This is a genomic window from Ornithinimicrobium murale (genome assembly GCF_003352835.1).
GTDB classification, from domain to species: domain Bacteria; phylum Actinomycetota; class Actinomycetes; order Actinomycetales; family Dermatophilaceae; genus Ornithinicoccus; species Ornithinicoccus muralis.
Genome location: NZ_QLVD01000032.1, coordinates 163,525 through 185,008 on the forward strand (window position 1 = coordinate 163,525; position 21,484 = coordinate 185,008).

21 protein-coding genes are annotated in these 21,484 nt (G+C 69.9%); 8 read left to right on the top strand and 13 right to left on the bottom strand.

All coding sequences use genetic code 11. The annotated features are described in order from the left end of the window. The first annotated feature begins 153 nt into the window (after positions 1–153). Positions 154–1,743 carry an amidophosphoribosyltransferase gene (purF, locus tag DPQ65_RS14875; RefSeq protein WP_114908165.1) on the top strand — a complete coding sequence of 530 codons (1,590 nt, stop codon included), beginning with the start codon at positions 154–156 and terminating at the stop codon, positions 1,741–1,743. Positions 1,744–1,788: 45 nt separating this feature from the next. Beyond that, positions 1,789–2,910: a phosphoribosylformylglycinamidine cyclo-ligase gene (purM, locus tag DPQ65_RS14880; protein WP_114908127.1), complete on the top strand. Its 1,122-nt coding sequence runs from the start codon at positions 1,789–1,791 to the stop codon at positions 2,908–2,910. Here purM and DPQ65_RS14885 read toward each other — a convergent pair. From DPQ65_RS14885 to DPQ65_RS14895, 3 genes are all read right to left on the bottom strand, one after another. Further along, on the bottom strand, positions 2,883–3,422 hold the full coding sequence (locus tag DPQ65_RS14885; protein ID WP_114908128.1) for a hypothetical protein: 540 nt from the start codon (positions 3,420–3,422) through the stop codon (positions 2,883–2,885). The two genes, purM and DPQ65_RS14885, sit on opposite strands and share 28 nt — an antisense overlap. A 118-nt stretch (positions 3,423–3,540) precedes the next feature. Beyond that, on the bottom strand, positions 3,541–3,741 hold the full coding sequence (locus DPQ65_RS14890; protein ID WP_114908129.1) for a DUF3073 domain-containing protein: 201 nt from the start codon (positions 3,739–3,741) through the stop codon (positions 3,541–3,543). A gap of 182 nt (positions 3,742–3,923) precedes the next feature. Beyond that, positions 3,924–4,607 carry a copper resistance CopC family protein gene (locus DPQ65_RS14895; RefSeq protein WP_114908130.1) on the bottom strand — a complete coding sequence of 228 codons (684 nt, stop codon included), beginning with the start codon at positions 4,605–4,607 and terminating at the stop codon, positions 3,924–3,926. 42 nt (positions 4,608–4,649) lie between these two features. Between DPQ65_RS14895 and DPQ65_RS14900 the strand changes: the two genes are divergently transcribed. Next, positions 4,650–5,282, top strand: a complete 633-nt coding sequence (locus DPQ65_RS14900) for an IMPACT family protein (RefSeq protein ID WP_114908131.1) — start codon at positions 4,650–4,652, stop codon at positions 5,280–5,282. 60 nt (positions 5,283–5,342) lie between these two features. Here the strand turns inward: DPQ65_RS14900 and DPQ65_RS14905 are convergent, their stop codons facing one another. Continuing rightward, positions 5,343–6,590: a carboxylate--amine ligase gene (locus DPQ65_RS14905; protein ID WP_114908132.1), complete on the bottom strand. Its 1,248-nt coding sequence runs from the start codon at positions 6,588–6,590 to the stop codon at positions 5,343–5,345. Between the two features lie 149 nt (positions 6,591–6,739). Here DPQ65_RS14905 and DPQ65_RS14910 point away from each other — a divergent pair, with 149 nt between their 5' ends. After that, positions 6,740–7,291, top strand: a complete 552-nt coding sequence (locus DPQ65_RS14910; protein ID WP_114908133.1) for a gluconokinase — start codon at positions 6,740–6,742, stop codon at positions 7,289–7,291. Here the strand turns inward: DPQ65_RS14910 and DPQ65_RS14915 are convergent. From DPQ65_RS14915 to DPQ65_RS14950, 8 genes are read right to left on the bottom strand one after another with little or no spacing between them, the layout of a single operon-like run. Next, positions 7,288–8,157, bottom strand: a complete 870-nt coding sequence (locus DPQ65_RS14915) for a sugar phosphate isomerase/epimerase family protein (protein ID WP_114908134.1) — start codon at positions 8,155–8,157, stop codon at positions 7,288–7,290. The genes DPQ65_RS14910 and DPQ65_RS14915 overlap by 4 nt on opposite strands. Next, the gene (locus DPQ65_RS14920) at positions 8,154–9,317 is read right to left on the bottom strand and encodes a dihydrodipicolinate synthase family protein (RefSeq protein WP_238146890.1); all 1,164 of its coding nucleotides are present in this window, start codon (positions 9,315–9,317) and stop codon (positions 8,154–8,156) included. Before DPQ65_RS14920 ends, DPQ65_RS14915 begins: the two co-directional genes overlap by 4 nt. Positions 9,318–9,322: 5 nt before the next feature. Beyond that, positions 9,323–10,474, bottom strand: a complete 1,152-nt coding sequence (locus tag DPQ65_RS14925; RefSeq protein ID WP_202863164.1) for a Gfo/Idh/MocA family protein — start codon at positions 10,472–10,474, stop codon at positions 9,323–9,325. Beyond that, on the bottom strand, positions 10,471–11,229 hold the full coding sequence (locus tag DPQ65_RS14930; protein WP_114908135.1) for an ABC transporter ATP-binding protein: 759 nt from the start codon (positions 11,227–11,229) through the stop codon (positions 10,471–10,473). Before DPQ65_RS14930 ends, DPQ65_RS14925 begins: the two co-directional genes overlap by 4 nt. Further along, positions 11,219–11,971 (bottom strand): ABC transporter ATP-binding protein, encoded by a 753-nt coding sequence (locus tag DPQ65_RS14935; protein WP_114908136.1) that lies wholly within the window; start codon positions 11,969–11,971, stop codon positions 11,219–11,221. Before DPQ65_RS14935 ends, DPQ65_RS14930 begins: the two co-directional genes overlap by 11 nt. Beyond that, on the bottom strand, positions 11,968–13,113 hold the full coding sequence (locus DPQ65_RS14940) for a branched-chain amino acid ABC transporter permease (protein WP_238146885.1): 1,146 nt from the start codon (positions 13,111–13,113) through the stop codon (positions 11,968–11,970). The genes DPQ65_RS14935 and DPQ65_RS14940 overlap by 4 nt, the downstream gene beginning before the upstream one ends. Then, a complete protein-coding gene (locus DPQ65_RS14945) occupies positions 13,097–13,975 on the bottom strand; it encodes a branched-chain amino acid ABC transporter permease (protein WP_238146886.1) in 879 nt (292 codons plus the stop codon). Before DPQ65_RS14945 ends, DPQ65_RS14940 begins: the two co-directional genes overlap by 17 nt. Beyond that, positions 13,975–15,252 carry an amino acid ABC transporter substrate-binding protein gene (locus DPQ65_RS14950; RefSeq protein ID WP_238146887.1) on the bottom strand — a complete coding sequence of 426 codons (1,278 nt, stop codon included), beginning with the start codon at positions 15,250–15,252 and terminating at the stop codon, positions 13,975–13,977. The genes DPQ65_RS14945 and DPQ65_RS14950 overlap by 1 nt, the downstream gene beginning before the upstream one ends. 133 nt (positions 15,253–15,385) lie before the next feature. Between DPQ65_RS14950 and DPQ65_RS14955 the strand changes: the two genes are divergently transcribed. From DPQ65_RS14955 to argG, 4 genes are all read left to right on the top strand, one after another. Next, positions 15,386–16,456, top strand: a complete 1,071-nt coding sequence (locus tag DPQ65_RS14955; protein WP_114908138.1) for a LacI family DNA-binding transcriptional regulator — start codon at positions 15,386–15,388, stop codon at positions 16,454–16,456. A 22-nt stretch (positions 16,457–16,478) separates the two neighbouring features. Continuing rightward, positions 16,479–16,988 (top strand): NfeD family protein, encoded by a 510-nt coding sequence (locus DPQ65_RS14960; RefSeq protein WP_114908139.1) that lies wholly within the window; start codon positions 16,479–16,481, stop codon positions 16,986–16,988. Positions 16,989–17,009: 21 nt separating this feature from the next. Further along, the gene (locus tag DPQ65_RS14965; RefSeq protein WP_114908140.1) at positions 17,010–18,182 is read left to right on the top strand and encodes an SPFH domain-containing protein; all 1,173 of its coding nucleotides are present in this window, start codon (positions 17,010–17,012) and stop codon (positions 18,180–18,182) included. Between the two features lie 443 nt (positions 18,183–18,625). After that, a complete protein-coding gene (argG, locus tag DPQ65_RS14970) occupies positions 18,626–20,059 on the top strand; it encodes an argininosuccinate synthase (RefSeq protein ID WP_114908141.1) in 1,434 nt (477 codons plus the stop codon). Positions 20,060–20,190: 131 nt separating this feature from the next. On the opposite strand, the gene metX is transcribed toward argG, so the two are convergent. Continuing rightward, positions 20,191–21,474 carry a homoserine O-acetyltransferase MetX gene (gene metX, locus DPQ65_RS14975; RefSeq protein WP_114908142.1) on the bottom strand — a complete coding sequence of 428 codons (1,284 nt, stop codon included), beginning with the start codon at positions 21,472–21,474 and terminating at the stop codon, positions 20,191–20,193. Between the last annotated feature and the right edge of the window lie 10 nt (positions 21,475–21,484).

Below are 21,484 nucleotides of genomic sequence, written 5' to 3' on the forward strand. Positions count from 1 at the left end.
CCTTGGCGCGCAGACGGGCGGCCGGTGGCGGGCTGTGGGGGACAGGGGTGCTCGGAGGTGCCGCTGTGGTGGTGGGCGGCCGGCGGGAGCGCGCGGCAGGGCGCGCCCTCGGCCGAGGGTGGGGACACGCGCCGGCTGTGGGACGATGGGGCAGTGGCACGCGCAGACGGACGGCTCTCCCACGACCTGATGCCCGACGAGAAGGTCCCGCAGGATGAGTGCGGGGTCTTCGGTGTCTGGGCGCCCGGCGAGGAGGTTGCCAAGCTCACCTACTACGGCCTCTATGCCCTGCAGCACCGCGGGCAGGAGGCGGCCGGCATCGCGACCAGCGACGGTCGCTCGCTGCTGGTCTACAAGGACGTCGGCCTGGTCTCCCAGGTCTTCGACGAGTCCAGCCTGGCCTCACTGCGCGGGCACCTGGCGGTCGGGCACTGCCGTTACTCCACCACCGGCCGCAACTCCTGGGAGAATGCTCAGCCGACGCTGGGCGGCACCGAGGACCAGACGGTCGCCCTGGCGCACAACGGCAACCTGATCAACACCTCCGAGCTGCGCGACCGGCTCGCCGAGATCTACGGCGGCGACCTGAACAACGCGCCGGGCGAGGTGCGCCGCGGCAACACCACCGACACGGCCCTGGTCACGGGCCTGCTCACGGCCGATGCCGACCTGTCCCTGGAGGCCTCCGCCCTGCAGGTGCTGCCCACCCTGCGCGGCGCGTTCTCCCTGGTCTTCTGTGACGAGCAGACGCTGTATGCCGCTCGCGACCCGCAGGGGGTCCGTCCCCTGGTCCTGGGTCGGCTGGAGCGGGGTTGGGTGGTCTCCTCCGAGACCTCCGGCCTGGACATCGTGGGGGCCTCGTTCGTGCGTGAGGTCGAGCCCGGTGAGCTGATCGCGATCGACCAGAACGGGCTGCGCAGCCAGCGCTTCGCCGAGACCGACCGCAAGGGCTGCGTCTTCGAGTACGTCTATCTCGCCCGCCCCGACACCTCCCTCAACGGGCGCGGCGTCTACGAGTCGCGGGTCGAGATGGGGCGCACGCTGGCCCGGGAGCACCCGGTCGAGGCCGACATGGTGATGCCGACGCCCGAGTCGGGCACCCCCGCTGCGATCGGCTACGCCGAGCAGTCCGGCATCCCCTATGGCTCCGGGTTGGTCAAGAACGCCTATGTCGGCCGCACCTTCATCGCACCCAGCCAGACCATCCGTCAGCTCGGCATCCGCCTCAAGCTCAACCCGCTCCGGGACGTGATCCGCGGCAAGCGCCTGGTGGTCGTGGACGACTCGATCGTGCGCGGCAACACCCAGCGTGCCCTGGTGCGGATGCTGCGCGAGGCCGGGGCAACTGAGGTGCACGTGCGGATCTCCTCGCCGCCGGTGCGCTGGCCCTGCTTCTACGGCATCGACTTCGCCACCCGCGCCGAGCTGATCGCCACCGGCCTGGACGTGGAGAACATCCGTCAGTCGATCGGGGCGGACAGCCTAGGCTACATCAGCCACGACGGCATGGTGGCCTCGACACAGCAGCCGCGGGACCAGCTGTGCACCGCGTGCTTCTCCGGGGTCTACCCGATCGAGCTGCCCGAGAGCGAGAAGCTCGGCAAGGACGTCCTCGAGCTCGAGTTCCCCCGGGGCGAGGAGCTGGAGAAGCCGGCCGAGCGGCATACGCCCCTGCATGCCCGCGCCGACACGCTCCCGCTCTCCGCGCACGGGGGCGCGGCCGACGCCGTCACCCGTCCCTGACCTTGACGTCCCACCCGACCTGAGCCACCCGCTGCCCGAGGAGACCTGTTGAGCGAGCCGATCACCTATGCCGGCGCCGGTGTGGACGTCGAGGCCGGCGACCGCGCCGTCGAGCTGATGAAGGAGTCGGTCGCCCGCGCGCAGCGCCCCGAAGTGCTGGGCGGGCTCGGCGGTTTCGCCGGACTGTTCGACGCCAGCGCGTTGCGGGGCATGCAGCGCCCCGTCCTGGCCACCAGCACCGACGGGGTGGGCACCAAGGTCGCGATCGCCCAGGCGATGGACGTGCACGACACGATCGGCATCGACCTGGTCGGCATGGTCGTGGACGACATCGTGGTCAGCGGCGCCGAGCCACTGTTCATGACCGACTACATCGCCTGCGGCAGGGTCGTCCCGGAGCGGATCGCCGCCATCGTCTCCGGCATCGCCCGCGGCTGCGAGCTGGCTGGCGTCGCCCTGGTGGGCGGCGAGACCGCCGAACATCCCGGCCTGCTGGCCGCGGACGAGTACGACGTGGCGGGCGCCGCGACCGGGGTCGTGGAGCACGATGACGTGCTGGGGCCGCAGCGGGTCCGCGAGGGCGATGTGGTGCTGGCACTGGCCTCCTCGGGTCTGCACTCCAACGGCTACTCGCTGGTCCGCCGGGTGATCGCCGCCGCAGGCTGGGGCTGGGACCGCCACGTGGACGAGTTGGGCCGCACGATCGGGGAGGAGGCCCTGGAGCCGACCCGGATCTACACCCGGATGCTGTTGGACCTGATCCGCACCCCCGGCGTGGACGTGCACGCGCTGTCGCACGTGACCGGCGGCGGACTCGCGGCCAACTTGGCGCGGGTGCTGCCGACTGGTGCCCTGGCCACCCTCGACCGGGCCACCTGGACCCCGCCGGCGATCTTCTCTCTCGTGCAGCAGCTGGGCTCGGTGCCGCAGGCAGACCTGGAGCGGACGCTCAACATGGGCGTGGGCTTCGTCGCCGTGGTGCCCGGCGAGCAGGCCGACGCCGCCGTGGCGCGTTCAGGCGAGCTGGGAGTGCCCGCCTGGGTGCTGGGAGAGGTGGTTGCCGACACCGGCGCGACCGGCGAGGACATCGTGCGCGGCGCCAAGGGCGTCGATGGTGGCGCGGTGCGGGTGCTGGGTGCCTACTCCGGCGGGGCCACGACCGCGTAGAACTCCGTGCTGTCGATCGCACCGAAACTGCGGGCGAAAACGGTGCGGTCGACGTCGCTGGGGGACATCTCTCGGTGCACGGCCGGCGGGGTCGTCGACGCGTCGACGATGAAGACCCGCCCCGCTGACTCCTCCAGCAGGACATTGAGCCCCATAGTAGAGAACGCCGAGGGCAGGTTGGGGAAGGTCCAGGTCGTGCCGTCGCTCTCGAACTCCTCAGCGGGAGCGCCCCCGTCGAGCAACTTCACCTCGGTGCCCGGGATCGCCGCCTGTCGACAGCCGGCAGCCTCCATGTCCGACCACGTGGCGGTCTCGGCCAACGGCTGCTCGCACGCGAAGGTGGCCACCGTGTAGTCGTCGTACTGCCAGTAGTTGTTGAACCGCGCGATGGAGAACAGGAACAGCCCGACGGGGAGGATGAGCAGCCACAACCAGGCGGTGCGCCAGCGGCGCTTCCTGCGCGGTGCCGCGTCCGGGTCATCGACCCAGGTCGCCTCGTGCCAGGCGGGCATGCCGACTCCCCTCGTGTCCTCGACGGCCGCGACATCCCGTCAGAGGCTCGTCCATCATGTCCTGCGATGACAGCACCGCCGCGCCCGGGAGGTGGTCCCAGGCGCGGCGGTCATGCACTCAGCTGTCGGAGGAGGCCCACCGGTCGTAGGCGTCGTCCTCCTCGGACTCGTCGTCAACGGACTCCTCGGCGTGGGCCGTGACGGGTGTGCCGTCAGCTCCCAGCTCGCGTGCGAGTGCGTTGAGATCGGTGTCCGGAGAGTAGTACTTCAGTCTCCGGGCGACCTTGGTCTGCTTTGCTTTGGCCCGGCCGCGCCCCATGGCGAGACCCCCTTGTGCGTTGTGCGGAACGGCATCGCCTGAGTGAGGGCACCTTCATGCCGCCACACCGCGGAGCCGGTCCGGGGAATGTATCTGTCGTAGGCCTAACGCTACATGATCCAGGGGGCTGTTTCCTCATCAGGGGCCCGGAAGCGCCGTGGAGGCGAGGCTGAGCTGCGCCCTCAGTTCCGCCGGAAGGCCAGGAAACCGCAGGCCACGAGACCGACGGCAGCCAGGACGGCCACGAGCCAGCCCCAGGCCGGTATGCCGCCGGATGGCTCGGTCGGGTCCGTGTCGGCAGCGTCTGCCTCCACCTCGGCGTCACTTCCCGGGTCGGTGGGCTCCACCGAGTCCGTCGCCGGGCCGGTCGTGCCCTCGCTGGCATCGGGTGTGGTGGACGCCGTGGGCTCCTGGGTGGGAGTGCTCTCCCCGGTGGGAGCGTCGGTCGCCGGGCCGTTGTCCGCGGCATCCTCGGCATCGATCGTGAACGGGATGGTGCCCGAGATCGGATGGCCGTCGGAGGAGGTGACCCGCCAGGTGGCCTCGTAGTCGCCGTTGACCAGCTCGTCGGCCAGCTCCTGGGTGACCGTGATGCCCTCGACCGTGGGAGTCCCCTGGACGACGTCTCGCCCCTGCGGGCCGGTGACCACGAACTGGACGCCGAGGTCGGAGATCTCCCCGGAGAAGGTCAGCACCAGCTCCTCGGGGGTCGTGGTCACCACCTCGTCGGCGGCAGGGTCGCTGTCAACGAGGGTGTCATGGGCCGAGGCGGGCAGTGCGGTGAGCATCAGCCAGAGGGCGATGAGGAGAGCACCGAGTGCCGTCCGACCCCCTGGCCGCGGCCCCCGGTGAAGGAGGGTGAACACCCAGTCATCGTAGCCGTCGCGGTTCCCGCCTATCCTGCGCCCATGGCAACGACGGGATATCGGACCATCCGCGGGCCGGTGACTGTCTCGCTCGAGGTGCAACGCTCCGTCTTCGAGTGCCGCCTGGAGCGGGTGGCTGACGAGGCGGCGGCCCGGAGTGTTGTCGAGACCGCACGGACCACCCACTGGGACGCGCGGCACCACTGCTCGGCCTGGGTCCTGGGGCCCGACGGAGCACTGAACCGCTCCAACGACGACGGTGAGCCGTCGGGCACCGCGGGGGCACCGATGCTGGAGGCGCTGACCCACAGCGGGTTCAGCGACGTGGTGGCGGTGGTGACACGGTGGTTCGGCGGCACGCTGCTGGGCACCGGTGGCCTGGTCCGCGCCTACGGTGACGCGGTGCGCACCGCGCTCGCCGGGGCCGAGCCACTGCAGCGTGAGCTGCGCCGGCGGGTGACCCTCCAGGTCGGTCACGCCGACGCCGGGCGGATCGAGCACGATCTCCGGGCCAGCGGCGTGGTGGTGACCGGGGTCGACTACTCGCACCTCGTCATACTGCAGCTGGCCGTCCCGGTCGGGGAGGAGCAGGACGTGACCGACCTCGTCGCGCGCTTCACCGGCGGGGAGACGGAGGCGGTGGCGGGGGAGGCCGAGTGGGTCGACCTGGGCTGATGCGCGGGCCGTGCACAGGTGGGGAACGGGCGGTCCCCTCGGACTCGTGGGCCCGACAGCTCAGAACCCGGAGTCGGTCGGCTTCGGGTAGTACGTCTGATACTTCTTGACGTAGTTGGCCTTGGCGAGGGCCACATAGGCCTTGCGCCGCAACGTGTCCCGGTAGACCAGCGGGTGGTGCACGCCCTTGGCGGAGACCCGCTTGTGAAGCGCGGCGGCCTCCCCGCTCAGGTAGCGACGCAGCAGCGGCTGGGGCAGCACCGAGTAGAGGATCTCGTTACGGACCACCACCGGCTCGTGGCTGGCCTTCTCGATCAGGTCGGTGACGATGAACTCGGCGACATTGGCGCCGGCGGCGGTCACGTAGTAGTTGTTGCGACCGATCCTCGGGTTCATCTCGAAGAACTTCATCACACCGTCCCGCGGGTCCAGCTTGACGTCGAAGTTGGCGAAGCCGCGGTAGCCGACGTGCCGCAGGAAACGCTCGGCCTGCTCCATCAGCTCGGGGAAGGGGGTGGTGACCATGGCGGCCGGGTTGCCGATCGCCAGCGGTGTGTGCTCCTGCAGCAGCACCTGCGCCGTGGCCAGCAGAGTGGCCTGCCCGGAGGAGTCGACGTAGGCCGTGATCGAGCGCATCGCGGTGTCGTCACCAGGGATCAGCTCCTGCACGACGAAGCGGTCTCTGAAGCCGGCTCCCCTCACCCGCAACAGGATCGTGCGCAGGTCCTCGGGGGTGTCGACGAGGTAGATCTTCTGCTTGCCCTCGAAGACCAGCCCCTCGTAGGCGGCGCCGATGGCGGGCTTGGCCACCACCGGGAAGCTGAGATCCACCTCGTCCGGGGCCCAGTCGTCGGCGTCAGCGGCGGCGAAATCCTGCACCAGGGTGCGCGGGGTCGGGATGTCGAGCTCCTCGCAGACCCGGGCGAACTCGACCTTGTCGGCGGCGATGTCCAGGACCGAGCCGTCGACGGCGGTCACGACATACCACTGCCGCAGCCACTCGGCCTGCTCGGACAGCATGCGGCTGAAGGTGTCGGCGTTGGCCAGCAGGAGCGTGGTGCGACCGGCGGCCTTGCGCTTGCGGCCCTCCTCCTCCAGGGACGCGAGGGTCTCGGCGCGGCCGGCGGCCTCGCCGAGATCGATGACGTTGATGATCTTGGAGCCCTTGATGGGCCCGGCGACCACGCGGGTGATCACGGTGCTCACGATCCCGTAGCGCTCGTGGAAGGCCCGGGCGAGTCCGTAGATCCCGATGTCGGTGCCGAGCATGACGACGTCGAAGTCCGGGTCGGGCTGGACGGTGGTCATGGTGCTCCTTGTGTGTCTCGCGCCGCGGAGCCGAGGCGCGCGGACAGAACGTATGCCGCCGCGAGCCTACTGGCACCGGTAGGGCCGACCGCGCAGACATGACGGCCGTCCTGCGGCCGGTCGGCCCCGACACTCGGTAGTTTGGCCGGATGAGCAGCTCGGTGACCCGCAGCCCGCAGCCAGCCGATCCGCGGACGCCGCGTCACCTCGTCGTGATGGGGGTCTCCGCCGCCGGCAAGACCACCGTGGCCCGCGAGATCAACGCGGTCCTGGGGTGGGAGTTCGCCGAGGGTGACGACTTCCACCCACAGGCCAACGTGGACAAGATGGCCTCCGGGGTGCCGCTGACCGACGAGGACCGGTGGCCCTGGCTGCGGGCGCTCGCCGCCTGGACGGCCCAGCACGCCGCGGCCGGACGGTCGACGATCGTCTCCTGCTCGGCGCTGCGGCGTGCCTACCGGGACGTGTTGCGCGAGGGCGGCGCCGGCACCTACTTCGTGCACCTCACCGGCGACCGGGAGCTGCTCGTGCGGCGGATGTCCGGGCGCACCGACCACTTCATGCCGGTGGAGCTGCTGGACTCCCAGCTGGAGACCCTGGAACCGCTGCAGCCCGACGAGCCCGGCGCTACGTTCGATGTCGCACCGACCCCGCAGAGGATCGCAGCGGCGGTCCTGCGCGAGCTCGACCTGCCTCGCTAGCGGTCCGCGTGCGGCTGCACCAGGTCCAGATAGCGCCGTGCGATCGTGGCCACGACCTCCTCACCGGGGGTGGCCCACAGGTCGGCGTTGAAGATCTCGACCTCGATGTCGCCGGCGTAACCAGCGCGGTTGACCCACTCGGTGAACCTGGCGAAGTCGATGTGACCGTCGCCCATCATCCCCCGGCTGAGCAGCGCGTCCGGTGGCAGCGGGGTGATCCAGTCGCTGATCTGATAGCTCGCGATGCGTCCGGCGGCCCGGGCGATCTGCTGCTCCACCCCTGGCTCCCACCACAGGTGGAAGGTGTCCACGACGACGCCGACAGTCTCGGCAGGGAACTGCTCCGCCAGGTCGAGCGCCTGAGCCAGCGTGGAGATGACCCCACGGTCCGCCGCGAAGATCGGGTGCATCGGCTCGATCGCCAGCAGCACCCCGTGCTCCTGCGCCACGGGCACCAGCTCGGCCACGCCGTCCAGGAAGCGGGCGCGTGCCGCGTCGAGGTCCCGGTCGCCGTCCGGCAGGCCGCCGGGCACGAGCACGAGCGTGGCGGCGTCCAGGGTCGCGGTCTCCTCGATCGCGGCCCGGTTGCTGTCGATCGCGGCACGGCGCTCGGCCCCCTCCGGGCCGGTGAGGAAGCCACCGCGGCACACGGAGGACACCCGCAGCCCGGCGTCCCGGACCCACCGCCGGGCCGTCGCCAGGCCCACCTCGGCGACGGGCTCACGCCAGAGCCCGATGCTCGGCAGCCCGGCCCGCACGCAACCGTCGATCGCCTCTCGCAGCGACCACTCGGCACAGGTCCGCTGGTTCAGCGACAACCGAGCCAACCGCGCGTCGCTCCGCCCGGCGGGTGCCTCTGCCGTCATGCCGTTGCCCCCTGCGCCTCGAGCCACAGGCCGAGCCGGTGGGCCGCCAGGTCCGGGTCCGGGAACAACCGGGCCTCGTTGGCCAGCGCGAACACCTCCGCCAGATGGGGCACCGAGCGTGCCGACTGCAGACCGCCGACCATCGTGAACCCCGGCTGATGGCCGCAGAGCCAGGACAGGAAGGCGATCCCCGTCTTGTAGAACCAGGTCGGTGGGGCGAAGACCAGCCGTGAGAGGGGCAGGGTGGGCGCCATCTCCTGCCCGTATGCCGCGAGGTCGCCGGCGTCGAGCGCGGCCAGGGCGGCGGAGGCTGCGGGAGCGATGGCGGCGAAGGCCCCGAGCAGCGCATCGCTGTGCCGGGTCCCGTCACCGCGGATCAGCTCCGGGTAGTTGTAGTCGTCCCCGGTGTAGAGGCGCACCCCCGCGGGGAGCGCGGCACGCAGCCCCACCTCGTGCTCGGCGGACAGCAGGGACACCTTGACACCGTCCACCCGGTCCGCGTGCCGATGGACCAGCTCCAGGAACGTGGCCGTCGCGGTGTCGATGTCGTCCGAGCCCCAGTAGCCCTGCAGTTGCGGGTCGAACATCGGCCCCAGCCAGTGCAGGATGACCGGCGCGCTGACCTGGCGCAGGATCTCGTCGTAGACCGTGAGATAGTCCTCGGCGCTGCGCGCCAGGGCGGCCAGGTGCCGGCTCGCCATGACGATGACCTGGGAGCCGGCCCCCTCGACGAAGGCGACCTGCTCGGCATACGCCCGGGTCACCGCCGCCAGGTCGGCGCACTCCGCGACGTGGTCGGTGCCCGCCCCGGAGGCGATGCGCGCCCCGGCGGCCCTGGCCTGTGTGGCGCTGCGGCTGATCAGCTCCTGGACCGCCGGCCAGTCCAGCCCCATGTTGCGCTGGGCGGTGTCCATCGCCTCGGCGACGCCGAGCCCGTGGTCGAACAGGTGCTGGCGGAAGGCGAGCGTGGAGTCCCAGTCGATCGCCGCCGGCTGCCCGGGGCCGTTCTCCCGCAACGGGTCTGCCACCACGTGGGCGGCCGCGAAGGCCACCCGGCTGGTGAACCCCTGCGGGTGCTGCGCCCACGCGCGGGCGGGCTGGAGCTGGACGTCGCGCAGGCCACCGTCGGCCGTGGGGATCCGGATCGTCCCGCTGCTCAGCCGGCTCACGGGATGACCTCCTTCATCGCGACGCGACGGCCCTCGTCGGAGGAGCGCAGGCCCGCCTCCACGAGCTGGAGGCCACGCACCCCCGACCGGAAGTCGTAGGGGTGCTGACGACCGTGGTGCAGGTCGATCAGGAACTGCTCCCACTGCGCCCGGAAACCGTTGCCGAAGGACTCGGTGTCCGGCACCTCCGACCACTGGGACCGGAAGTCCTCGGTGGTGGGCACGTCCGGGTCCCACACGGGGCGGGGCGTGAGCACCCGCGGCTGGACGCGGCACCCGAACAGCCCGGCGACCGCGGACCCGTGCGTGCCGTCGACCTGGAACTCGACGAGCTCCTTGCGCTCGACCCGCACGGCCCAGGAGGAGTTCATCTGCGCGATGATGTCGCCCTCGAGCTCGAAGATGCCGTAGGCCGCGTCGTCGGCGGTCGCCGTGTAGGGCTGGCCGTTCTCGTCCCAGCGCTGCGGGATGTGGGTGACCGCCTTGGCGGTCACCGCCTCCACCGCCCCGAACAGGCCCTCCATGACGTAGTTCCAGTGGCAGAACATGTCCAGGACCATCCCGCCGCCGTCCTCGGTCCGGTAGTTCCAGCTGGGCCGCTGCGTGGGGATGCCGTCCCCCTCGAACACCCAGTAGCCGAACTCGCCGCGGACCGACAGGATGCGGCCGAAGAAGCCACTGTCGATGACCCGCTTCAGCTTGCGCAGGCCGGGGAGGTACAGCTTGTCGTGCACGACACCCGTCGTGACTCCGGCCGCCTCGGCGGCGTCCGCCAGCTCGACCCCGTCCAGGACCGACTCCGCGATCGGCTTCTCGGTGTAGATGTGCTTGCCGGCCGCGATGGCCTCCAGGAGCGCGCTCTTGCGCGCCTGGGTGGTGGCGGCGTCGAAGTAGATCGGCGCGCTGTCGTCCGCCAGGGCGGCGGTCAGGTCAGTCGTCCACTCCGCGATGTCGTGCTGCTCCGCCAGTGCCGCGAGCTTGTCGGCGTTGCGCCCGAGCAGCACCGGCTCGACCTGGATCCGGTCGCCGTCGGGCAGCTCGATGCCCCCGTCGTCGCGGATCGCCAGGACGGAGCGGACCAGGTGCTGGCGGTAGCCCATCCGGCCGGTGACGCCGTTCATCAGGATGCGGACGGTGTGCGTGGTCATGACGGGTGCCTTTCCGTGGCTTGGGTGCGTGGACGGCCACCGAGGTAGAGCTCGCCCAGCTTGGGGTCGTCGAGGAGTTCGCGGGCGGGGCCGCTGATGTGGACCCGCCCGAGGTCGAGCACGAGCCCGACGTCGGCGGACTCCAGGGCACGGCGGGCGTTCTGCTCCACCAGGAGCACAGCGGTGCCGGCATCGCGCATCCGGACCACCTGCTCGAAGATGACCGCGGTGGCTTTCGGATCCAGCCCCATGGACGGCTCGTCCAGGAGCACGACCTTGGGGTCGACCATCAGGGAGCGGGCGAACTCCACCTGCTTCTGCTGGCCACCGGAGAGGGCGCCGGCCAGGGCGTCCCAGCGGTCGGCCACCAGGGGGAACAGGGACTTCACGAAGTCCAGGCGCTCGGCGACGCGCTGGGTGTCGCGCACGGAGAAGGCGCCGAGGTTGACGTTCTCGCCGACCGTCATCTCCTTGAAGACGCTGTGCCCCTGGAGCACGTGCGAGAGTCCGGCCCGGAGCAGCTGCTGTGGCCCCTGCCCCGTGACATCCGCGCCGTCCACCAGGATGCGGCCGCTGCGCGGGACCAGCATGCCGCTGGCGACCTTGAGCACCGTTGACTTGCCAGCGCCGTTGGGGCCGACCAGACAGACGATCTGGGCCGGGGGGACCTGGACGGTGAGGCCGCGCAGGACCAGGGCCGCGCGACCGTAGCCGGCCTCGATGTCGGTGAGCTCGAGCAGGTGGTCAGACGCCAAGGTAGGCCTCCAGGACGGCGGGGTCGCTCTGGACCGTGGACGGGGGACCTGCGGCGATCTGTGCGCCGCGGTCGAAGACGATGACGTGGTCGCTCAGCCGCATGACCAGCTCCATGTTGTGCTCGACCACGATGAAGGTGCGGCCCTCGGCGTTGAGCTCCACGATGAGCGTGCTGATCCGCTCGATCAGCGCGGGGTTCACGCCACCGGCGGGCTCGTCGAGCATGATCGTCTCGGGGTCGGTCATCAGCACCCCCGCGAGCTCGAGCAGCTTCTGCTGCCCGTAGGAGATGTCCGCGGCCTGGGCGTTCTCCAGGTGGTCGATGCCGACGCGGGCCAGCAGTGCCCGGGCCTTCTCCACGTCGCTGCGGCGCCGTCCCGAGCCCATGAGCGTCGCCAGACCGGTCGGTCGGACGCCGGCGAGCACGTTGTCCAGCACGGTCATCCGGGGGAAGATCCGGCACACCTGGAAGCTGCGGCCGATGCCGGCGTGGGCGACGCGGTGCGGTGCCTTCCCGGTGATGTCCTTGCCGCGGTAGGAGACCGTGCCAGCATCGGCGCGGATCATGCCGGTGACGCAGTTGAAGAAGGTCGTCTTCCCGGAGCCGTTGGGACCGATCAGGGCGTTGATCCGGCCGTGGTGGAAGTCCACCGAGGCTCCGACGACGGCCCGCACGCCACCGAAGGACTTCGACAGGTCTCGGACGGACAGCCCGATCTCGTGCTGCGGGTCGGTGCTCACAGGTGCCTCCCGTTGTCATCCACCAGGACGGTCTCGGTCTCTTCCGGGTCCTGCGCTCGCGGCTCGGCCGCGGCGTTCTTGTTGGCCAGGTCCTCCGCGGACTCCTCGCGGATGCTCGTGGCACTCGGCCGCAGCCGGTCGACCAGACGACCCAGTGAGGGCAGGATCCCCTCGGGCATGAACAGCACCACCAACCCGAGCAGCAGCCCGAGTGCGACCAGGTGGAACTGGGTGTCGCCGTACTGCGCCTTGAAGAACTCGATCGCGTAGCCGACGATCGCCGCGCCGAGGGCCGGTCCGAGCAGGGACCGGATGCCTCCGAGCAGGGACATCAGCACCATGTAGGAACCGGTCAGGATCGAGAACTGGAAGATCGGGTCGAGGAAGCCGAACCACAACGCGTACAACCCGCCGGCCAGGGCCGTGAAGAAGGCAGAGATCACGTAGACGGACAACTTGTAGTTGAACGTGGGGATCCCCAGGCTCTGCGCCTTGTCCTCGTCCTCGCGGATGGCCTTCAGGCCAGCGCCGAAGCGCGACCGGTCGATGGCCCACCAGACGACCAACATGATCACCAGCAGGGCCACATGGAGGTAGTAGAACCGCTCGTGCTGTTCGGGACGCAGCACCTCTGGGCCGAAGGGCCGGGGCACCCGCAACCCGTTGGAGCCGCCCGTGACATCCGACCAGCTCTGGAACACCAGCAGCATGATGAGCACCAGGGCCAGCGACATGATGACGAACGACGCGCCGCGCACCCGCAGGGAGGCGAAACCGATCGGCACGGACAGGGCGGCCACGATCAGGCCGGCCAGCACCAGGGCGACCCACGGCGGGACGTCGGCGCGCAGGATCAGCAGCCCCACGGCATACCCACCCAGACCTGTGAAGGCGGCGTGCCCGAGGGAGATGTAGCCGGTGAAGCCACCCACGAAGTTCCAGCCGGTGGCCATGCAGGCGTAGCTGAGGATGACCACGCCGACCGAGAGGATGAACGGCCCGGGGCCGGTCAGCGGGAAGACTAGGACACCGACCGCAGCCGCGATGACCGCGAGGATCTGCACGCCGCGGATCACCCGCACGACGGGCGAGTCACCCCGGTCGGTGGATCGGGTGGACGTGGTGTCAGAAGCGTTGCGCAAGGCGACCTCCGAAGAATCCGTGCGGTCGGAAGACCAGCGTCGCGAACAGCACGATGTAGAAGATGGTCTGCGCCCAGGTGGTGCCCATCGGGATCTGGAGCAGGGACTGGCTGACGCCGAGCACCATCGCGGCCGCGGCGGCCCCCGGCACGCTGCCGAGCCCGCCGACGACGATGATCGCCATCAGGGGACCGATCCAGTGCCAGTGCAGGGAGGGGTAGATGGTGGCGTCGAGGGCCAGGGCCGTGCCACCGACCGCAGCCGTAGCCAGGCCGACACCGAAGCCGTAGCCGGCCACCTTCTTGGTGTCGATGCCGACGAGGGCAGCGGCCTCGCTGTTCTGGATCGTGGCCCGCAGCGACTGGCCGAAGCGGGTCGCCTTGAGCACGAGGTAGAGGGCGGCCAGGGCCACGGCGGCGAGCGCAAAGGCGATGAGCTTGACGACCGCGATGCGGGCACCGAAGATCTCGAAGCTGGCGCCGGAGTAGGGCAGCTGGATGCGGCGCTGGGTGCCGGAGAAGACGAACCCCAGCATCCCCTCGATCATCAGGGCGATCGCGAAGGTCAGCAGCACCGACATCATGGTCAGCGTGGCCGGCTTCAGGCGAGCGATCAGCACCCGCTGCACGAACACGCCGGTGACGAAGAACAGCGGCACCGTGAAGAGTAGCGACAGCAGGGGGTCCAGTCCGGTCGTGGACGTGAACCACCAGGCGAGGTAGGCCGCGAGGATCAGGAACGCCGAGTGGGCGATCATGACGACCCGCATCACCCCGAAGTAGAGCGTCAGGCCGGCAGCCAGGAGGGCATAGAGTCCGCCGAGCAGGATGCCCAGCACCAGACTCTGGACAACGAGATCCATCACCACTCCGGCTTCGGGTAGATGAACTCGGCCTCCTTGGCGTCGTCGGGCAGCACGATGGTGATCTCCCCGTCGACGTACTGCTGGACCAGGTGCGCACCCTGGGGGCGGCCCTCGGCGTCCCAGGTGAGCGGTCCGACCACGGTCTCCACCTCGTTGTTGCGCAGCCAGTCGATGAGCTGCCCCTGGCACTCCGGCGACGGGTCGGCGCAGCCGACACCCTCCACCGCGGCCGCAACGACCTGGCCGGTGGTCCACGCGTTGGCCTCGTCCTCGGTCGGCTCCGACCCGTGCTCCTGGTTGAAGAACTCCACGAACTCGGCGTTGGTCGGGTAGGTCGACTCGGGGGTGTAGCCGGTCGGGGACAGGATGCCCTCGGTCTTGTCACCGATCGCCGCGGCGAACTCCGGGTTGGTCGGGGCGGTGGAGAAGGCAGCCAGGTCCGGCTGGTAGCCGAGCTGCTGCAGCGCGATGATCAGGTTCACCGCGTCCTGGTACTGCGTGCCGCCCACGATGATGTCGGCGTCGCTGGCCTCGATCTTGGCGGCGATCGAGGAGAAGTCGGTGGTGTTCGGGGGGTAGACCTCATCGGCCACGGTCTCCACGCCCATGGCCTCGAGCTTCTCCTTGAGGCCGTAGGCCGTGCCCTGGGCGAACGGGTCGTCCATCGCCGCGTAGGCAGCGGTCTGGGGCCGCTCGCCCTCGGGCATCGCCTCGATGTGCTCGGCCAGGTAGTTGTAGTGGTCCTGGGCGACCGCGGGGGCGGCGTAGAAGAGGTTGGTGAAGCCCTGGTTGAAGACCTCTTCCGCGGCGCCGGCGGGCTCGACGAACAGGAAGCCGTAGTCCATCGCGACCTGCGCCGCGGGCACGACCAGACGGGTCGAGAACGGCCCGAAGACCAGGTCGACGCCGTCCTGGTTGATCAGCTTCTCGTAGTCGCTGGCCACACGGTCCGCGTTGGACTGGTCGTCCAGGATGGTCAGCTCGACGTCGCGGCCCAGCAGCCCGCCGTTCTCATTGACGTAGGAGGCCCACGCCTCATAGCCGCGCTGGACACCCTTGCCGGGCTCGGAGAAGTCTCCGGTCAGGGGCAGGGAGATGCCGATCTGGATGGGATCCTCACCCTCGGCGCCATCGCTGCTGTCTGCGCCGGCGTCACCGTCTCCGGACTCCGACGGCTCGTCGATCCCGCAACCAGCCAGGGCCAGGAGCCCACCGGCCGCCATGATGGCGATCCAGCCGCGGATGCTCCTGTTGGTGTGCGTCTTCACACTCATACGTCGTTCCTCCTTGAACGTAAGCGCTTACGTAACCGCTTACGTTGACTGTAGGCCATGCCCTACGATCTGGGCAAGAGATCGGACGAAGAAACCTTGTTCGAGGTGGCGTCGAGGAGATGGAGGAGGGCGGATGGCCGGTGGGGAACCGCAGGCGCGCACTGCTGGTCGGCGACCCCGTCTGACCGATGTTGCGCAGGAGGCAGGAGTCTCGATCGCGACCGCCTCACGCGCGCTCTCCGGCGCACCCGGTGTCAGCGAGTCGATGGCCGAACGCGTGCGCGAGGTCGCAGCGAGCGTTGGTTATGTCGCGAACCTGCATGCCCGAACCCTGGCCGGCGGCCCGACGTCCGTGGTCGGCCTCGTGGTCCACGAGATCGGCGACCCGTACTTTGCCGAGATCGCCAGTGGGGTGCTCGGGGTCGCGGCAGTGGAGGGGTTGACCGTGCAGATCTGTCACAGCGGGCGGGACCCGGAGGCCGAGCTCACCCAGATCCGCACCCTGATCGCCAACGGGGTAGGCGCGATCATCGTGGCCGGGTCGGGCTTCGTGGACAGTGCGGTCCGGGCCAAGGTCACCGGCACTCTGCGCTCCTACCTGGCCGACGGTGGCCGTGTGGCCGTGATCGGGCGCCACCATCTCGCGGTCGACACGGTGCAGCCCGACAACGATGCCGGCGGCCACGCGATCGTCGAGCACGTGGTTGGTCTGGGGCACCGTCGCATCGGGATCATCACCGGCTCCCGCACGCTCACCACCATCCATGACCGACTCGGTGGCATGGGCCGTGCCCTGCAGTCCGTCGGATTGGATCTGGCGAGCACGCCGATCGTGGAGGGAGTGTTCACTCGGGAAGGGGGCAAGGTGGCCGCGGCCGAGCTGCTGCGCCGCGCGCCCGACCTGACCGCGATCGTCGCGCTGAACGATGACATGGCCATCGGAGCGCTGTCGGTCCTACGCGACCGCGGGATCAGGGTTCCCGAGCAGATCTCGGTGACCGGCTTCGATGATGTCGCCGTGGCACAGGACCTGGCGCCGAGCCTCACCACGGTGCGCCTGCCCATGGGAGACATGGGTCGGCAGGCGCTCCAGCTCGCGCTGTCCCCACCGGCCAAGCGGCCGAGGCGGCGCAGGGCGCGCGCCGAGCTCATCGCGCGCGACTCCACCGCGCCCCCGATGCGTTCGGGCAGGTCAGCCGACTAGACTGACAGCAGGGAGGTGCCCGATGGAGTGGCTCAAGGAGACACAGTGGCTCTGGTGGGTGGCCGGGGCCCTCGTGCTGGGGTTGATCGAGATCACCTCGCTCGACCTCGTCTTCTTCATGCTCGCGGTGGCGGCTATCGCTGCCGCTGCCGCCGCCGGGTTGGACCAGAGCATCACAGTGCAGGTGCTGACCTTCGTGGCCGTGGCCGCTCTGCTGCTCGCCGTGCTGCGCCCTCTCGCCCTGCGCAAGATCAAGCCGGAGGGCCTGGCTGAGCGCACCAACGCCGACGCCCTGGTCGGCCGCACGGCCGTCGTGCTGCAGGAGGTCACCGACCGCACTGGTCTGGTGAAGCTCTCCGGTGAGGAGTGGACGGCGCGCACTGCGCCGGGCTCCGTCCTGCCGGTCGACCAGACCGTGCACGTCCAGCGGATCGAGGGGGCCACCGCTGTGGTGACGTCCCTGCCGACCGGCGACACGGCATACGACCCGGCGCAGCCGGAGCGTCCCACCCCAGACCCCGACACCAGATAGTTCCTGCCCCAGGAGGCCACCATGCCCGAACCATCGACAGTTGCTCTCTGGATCGTCCTGGCGCTGCTGGTCCTGTTCACGGCGGTGGCGATCAGCCGGGCGATCCGCATCGTCCCCCAGGCGACCGCCGTCATCGTCCAGCGGCTCGGGCGCTACAGCCGCACGCTGGATGCCGGGCTGCACTTCCTCATCCCGTTCATCGACAAGGTCCGCGCCACGGTGGACCTGCGCGAACAGGTGGTCTCCTTCCCCCCGCAGCCGGTGATCACCAGCGACAACCTGGTCGTCAGCATCGACACCGTCATCTACTTCCAGCCGACCGACCCCAAGGCCGCGACCTACGAGATCGCCAACTACATCCAGGGCATCGAGCAGCTCACCGTCACCACGCTCCGCAATGTCATCGGGTCCCTCGACCTGGAGCAAACGTTGACCAGCCGGGACCAGATCAACGGCCAGCTCCGTGGAGTGCTGGATGACGCGACGGGCCGCTGGGGCATCCGCGTCAACCGGGTCGAGCTCAAGGCGATCGACCCGCCCGCCAGCGTGCAGGACTCGATGGAGAAGCAGATGCGCGCCGAGCGCGACCGGCGTGCTGCGATCCTCAACGCCGAGGGTGTCAAGCAGAGCCAGATCCTCACCGCCGAGGGTGAGAAGCAGGCCCAGATCCTGCGCGCCGAGGGCACCGCGCAGGCCGCGATCCTGGAGTCGCAGGGTGAGGCGCGCGCGATCCTGCGCGTGTTCGACGCGATCCACAAGGGCAACCCGGACTCCAAGCTGCTGGCCTACCAGTACCTCCAGATGCTCCCGCAGATCGCCCAGGGCGAGTCCAACAAGATGTGGATCGTCCCGACCGAGCTGACCCAGGCGCTGCAGGGCATCGGGGCAGCGCTCGGCCCCCACACCCCGTCCGGCACCGGCGGCCTGGACGGCCCGCCCGTCGAGAGCCACGCACGGGACGACCACGACGACGCCGTCGAGGTGGAGGAGCCGTCCCTGGAGGACCCCGCCGAGGCGCTGCGGCGAGCACGTGCGGAGGCCGCGGGTGCCGCCAAGGAGGCGGAGGAGTCCACCAGGTCCGTGCGCAGCCGTGGCGTTCGGCCGGATGCCCCACAGGCGGAGCCGGGTTCGCTGCCGGACGGGGGTCCCGCGCCCGTCGCAGAGCCGGAACGTCCGGACGAGCCGACGCAGTAGCCGGTCGACATCACGAGTAGCCGGGCGGCGCCTCCAGTGGCCGGTGCCACCAGGAGCTGGTCCCACCAGGAGCTGATCGGCCTCACCAGGAGCTGATCGGCCTCACCAGGAGCCGTCCTTCTGCGTGTCGTGCACCGTGCTGGTATCGGTGTGGCGTGTCGGGTGCCAGAGCCCCGATGAGGCAACACCGGACCCGCACCACCTCCGTTGACTGTTGCCCGTCATGGCGACCTCGGGGCACTGGCCCACGCTGCGCTGGCCCACGCTGAACTGGCGCAGGCCCGCCGATTCCCGATCAGATGAAAGTTCTCGACCGGATCAGGGTGGAGTGCCACGGGCTGGGCGACCGGATCAGGGTGCAGCGCCACTGGCTGGGCAACCGGGCCCACTCCGCCTGAGCCCCGATTGCATAGTTATGCGGATCAACGTATACACTCACACCCGTGAGCAAAGTGATGACCAGTCTTCCCGTCGGCGAGCACGTCGGCATTGCCTTCTCCGGGGGTCTTGACACCTCCGTCGCGGTCGCGTGGATGCGCGACAAGGGTGCCGTGCCATGCACCTATACCGCCGACATCGGCCAGTACGACGAGCCCGACATCGAGTCGGTCCCAGGTCGGGCGCTGGAGTACGGCGCAGAGTTGGCACGCCACGTCGACTGCAAGCTCCCGCTCGTCGAGGAGGGCTTTGCCGCCCTCGCCTGCGGCGCCTTCCACGTCCGTTCGGGCGGTCGCCCCTACTTCAACACCACGCCCCTCGGCCGCGCGGTGACGGGCACGATGCTGGTCCAGGCCATGCACCAGGACGGCGTCAACATCTGGGGCGACGGGTCGACCTTCAAGGGGAACGACATCGAGCGGTTCTACCGCTACGGCCTGCTCGCCAACCCCGAGCTGCGGATCTACAAGCCCTGGCTCGACGCCGAGTTCGTCGAGGAGCTGGGTGGGCGCGCGGAGATGAGCCAGTGGCTCACCGAGCACAACCTGCCCTACCGCGACTCGCAGGAGAAGGCCTACTCCACCGATGCCAACATCTGGGGCGCGACGCACGAGGCGAAGACCTTGGAGCACCTGGACGTCTCACTCGAGACGGTCGAGCCGATCATGGGGGTGAAGTTCTGGGACCCGACGGTCGAGATCGAGACTGAGGACGTCACGATCGGTTTTGAGCGCGGTCGGCCGGTGTCGGTCAACGGTGTGCGCTACGACGACCCGGTCGCGCTGGTCCACGAGGTCAACGCCATCGGTGGTCGTCACGGTCTGGGCATGTCCGACCAGATCGAGAACCGCATCATCGAGGCCAAGTCGCGCGGCATCTACGAGGCCCCCGGCATGGCGCTGCTGTTCCTGACCTACGAGCGGCTGCTCAACGCCATCCACAACGAGGACACCATCGAGCACTACCACCTAGAGGGTCGCCGGTTGGGCCGGCTGCTCTACGAGGGGCGCTGGCTCGAGCCGCAGGCCCTGATGGCTCGGGAGGCCATCCAGCGCTGGGTGGCCTCTCTGGTGACCGGCGAAGTGACCGTCCGGCTGCGCCGCGGGGAGGACTACACGATCGTGTCCACCGACGGACCGGACTTCTCCTATCACCCCGACAAGCTGTCGATGGAGCGCACCGACAACGCCGCCTTCGGCCCCCACGACCGCATCGGCCAGTTGACGATGCGCAACCTGGACATCGCCGACTCGCGCAGCAAGCTCGAGCGCTATGCCGCCCAGCCTCTGGATGAGGGCACCGTCCTGGTGGAGAACGGCATCCTGCTCGGATCTCTCGAGGCCGGCGGCGCTGACCGGATCGCTTCCCGTGACGGGGTGCCGACCAATGGCTCGGAGGAAGCGCTCGACAACGCGGCGATGGAGTTCGGCACCGACTGATTCCGCAGGGTAGCGAGGTCTCGGACGCACGCTCAGCGACGTCGTGGCGGCTTCGTGGCAGTCCTCTGACGCCTCGGCAAGGCGTGCGACGGCCCCCGGGCGAGGCATGCAACGCCCACGCCCCCGGGGGTCTACCAGAGGCCTGTCCCGTTCAGCACGGGCGGGAGCCCGGAAGTGCTGAACGGCACGGCCGGGCGCACCTCGGCGCGGTGACCGGGTCCCGGAGTCGGCGTCTCCTCCTGGACCGTCCTTGGCGGGGGCGGCGATGCGGAGGCGTCTGGAGTGGTCAGGTTGCCCTGTCGCGGGCTGCTGGCCCCCACCGGGCGGTCCTCCAGGGCGTCGCTGATCGCGGCGAAGACCTGGTGGGTCTCGATGAGGAACGCGTCGTGACCGTAGGGGGAGGTCACGGTCACCAGGCCCCGGCAGGACGGGGACCGAGCAATCCGTTCGCCCTCGGCCGGGGTGAACAGCCGATCGCTGTCGACCACCACGACCGTGAGGTCTGCCGTGAGCCGACGCAGAGCCGCCTCGACACCCCCACGGTCACGTCCGATGTCGTGCCGGTTCATCACCTCGGTCAGGGCGACATAGCTATTGGCGTCGAAGCGCCGGGCCAGCTTCTGGCCGTGGTGCTCCAGATAAGACTGCACCGCGAACCGGCCACCTGACAACGGGTCCTCGCCCTCCTGGGCTGCGGTGCCGAACCGGTCCTCCAGCTCGACCGGACTGCGGTAGGTCGCGTGCGCGATCTGGCGGGCGACCTCCAGCCCCTGGCGGGGTCCAGGCCCGGGGTAGTAGTCCCCGCGGTGGTAGTTCGGGTCGTGGGTGATCGCGAACAGTTGCGGTGTGGCCCAAGCGATTTGATCGGCGGACGCGACCGCGGAGGTGGCGATCGGCATACAGCGTCTGACCCGACCCGGCAGGGTCACGGCCCACTCCAGGGCCCGCATGCCGCCCATCGACCCACCGATCACGGCCGCGAAGGTGTGGATGCCCAGCCGGTCGGCCAACATGGCCTCGGCGCGCACCTGGTCCCGGACCGTCAGTCGAGGGAAGAGGGATCCCCAGGGGCGACCGTCCGGACCCGGCGAGGACGGTCCGGTGGACCCACGTGACCCGCCGAGCACATTGGGTGCGATGACGAAGTAGCGGTCGGTGTCCAGGGCCCGCCCGGGGCCGATCAGGCCGGGCCACCACCCGGGGGTCGGACTGTCCGGTCCGGCGGGACCCTCCACGTGGGAGTCCCCGGTGAGCGCGTGGAGCACCAGCACGGCGTTGTCCCTGGCCTCGTTGAGCCGTCCCCACGTCTCGTAGGCCATTCGCACGCCGGGAAGGTTCTCCCCGGACTCCAGGAGCAGGTCACCGACGGGGAGCGTGTGTCGTCGGCTGCCGGACCGGACAGTGTCTGAGGTCATCTCGCTGGTC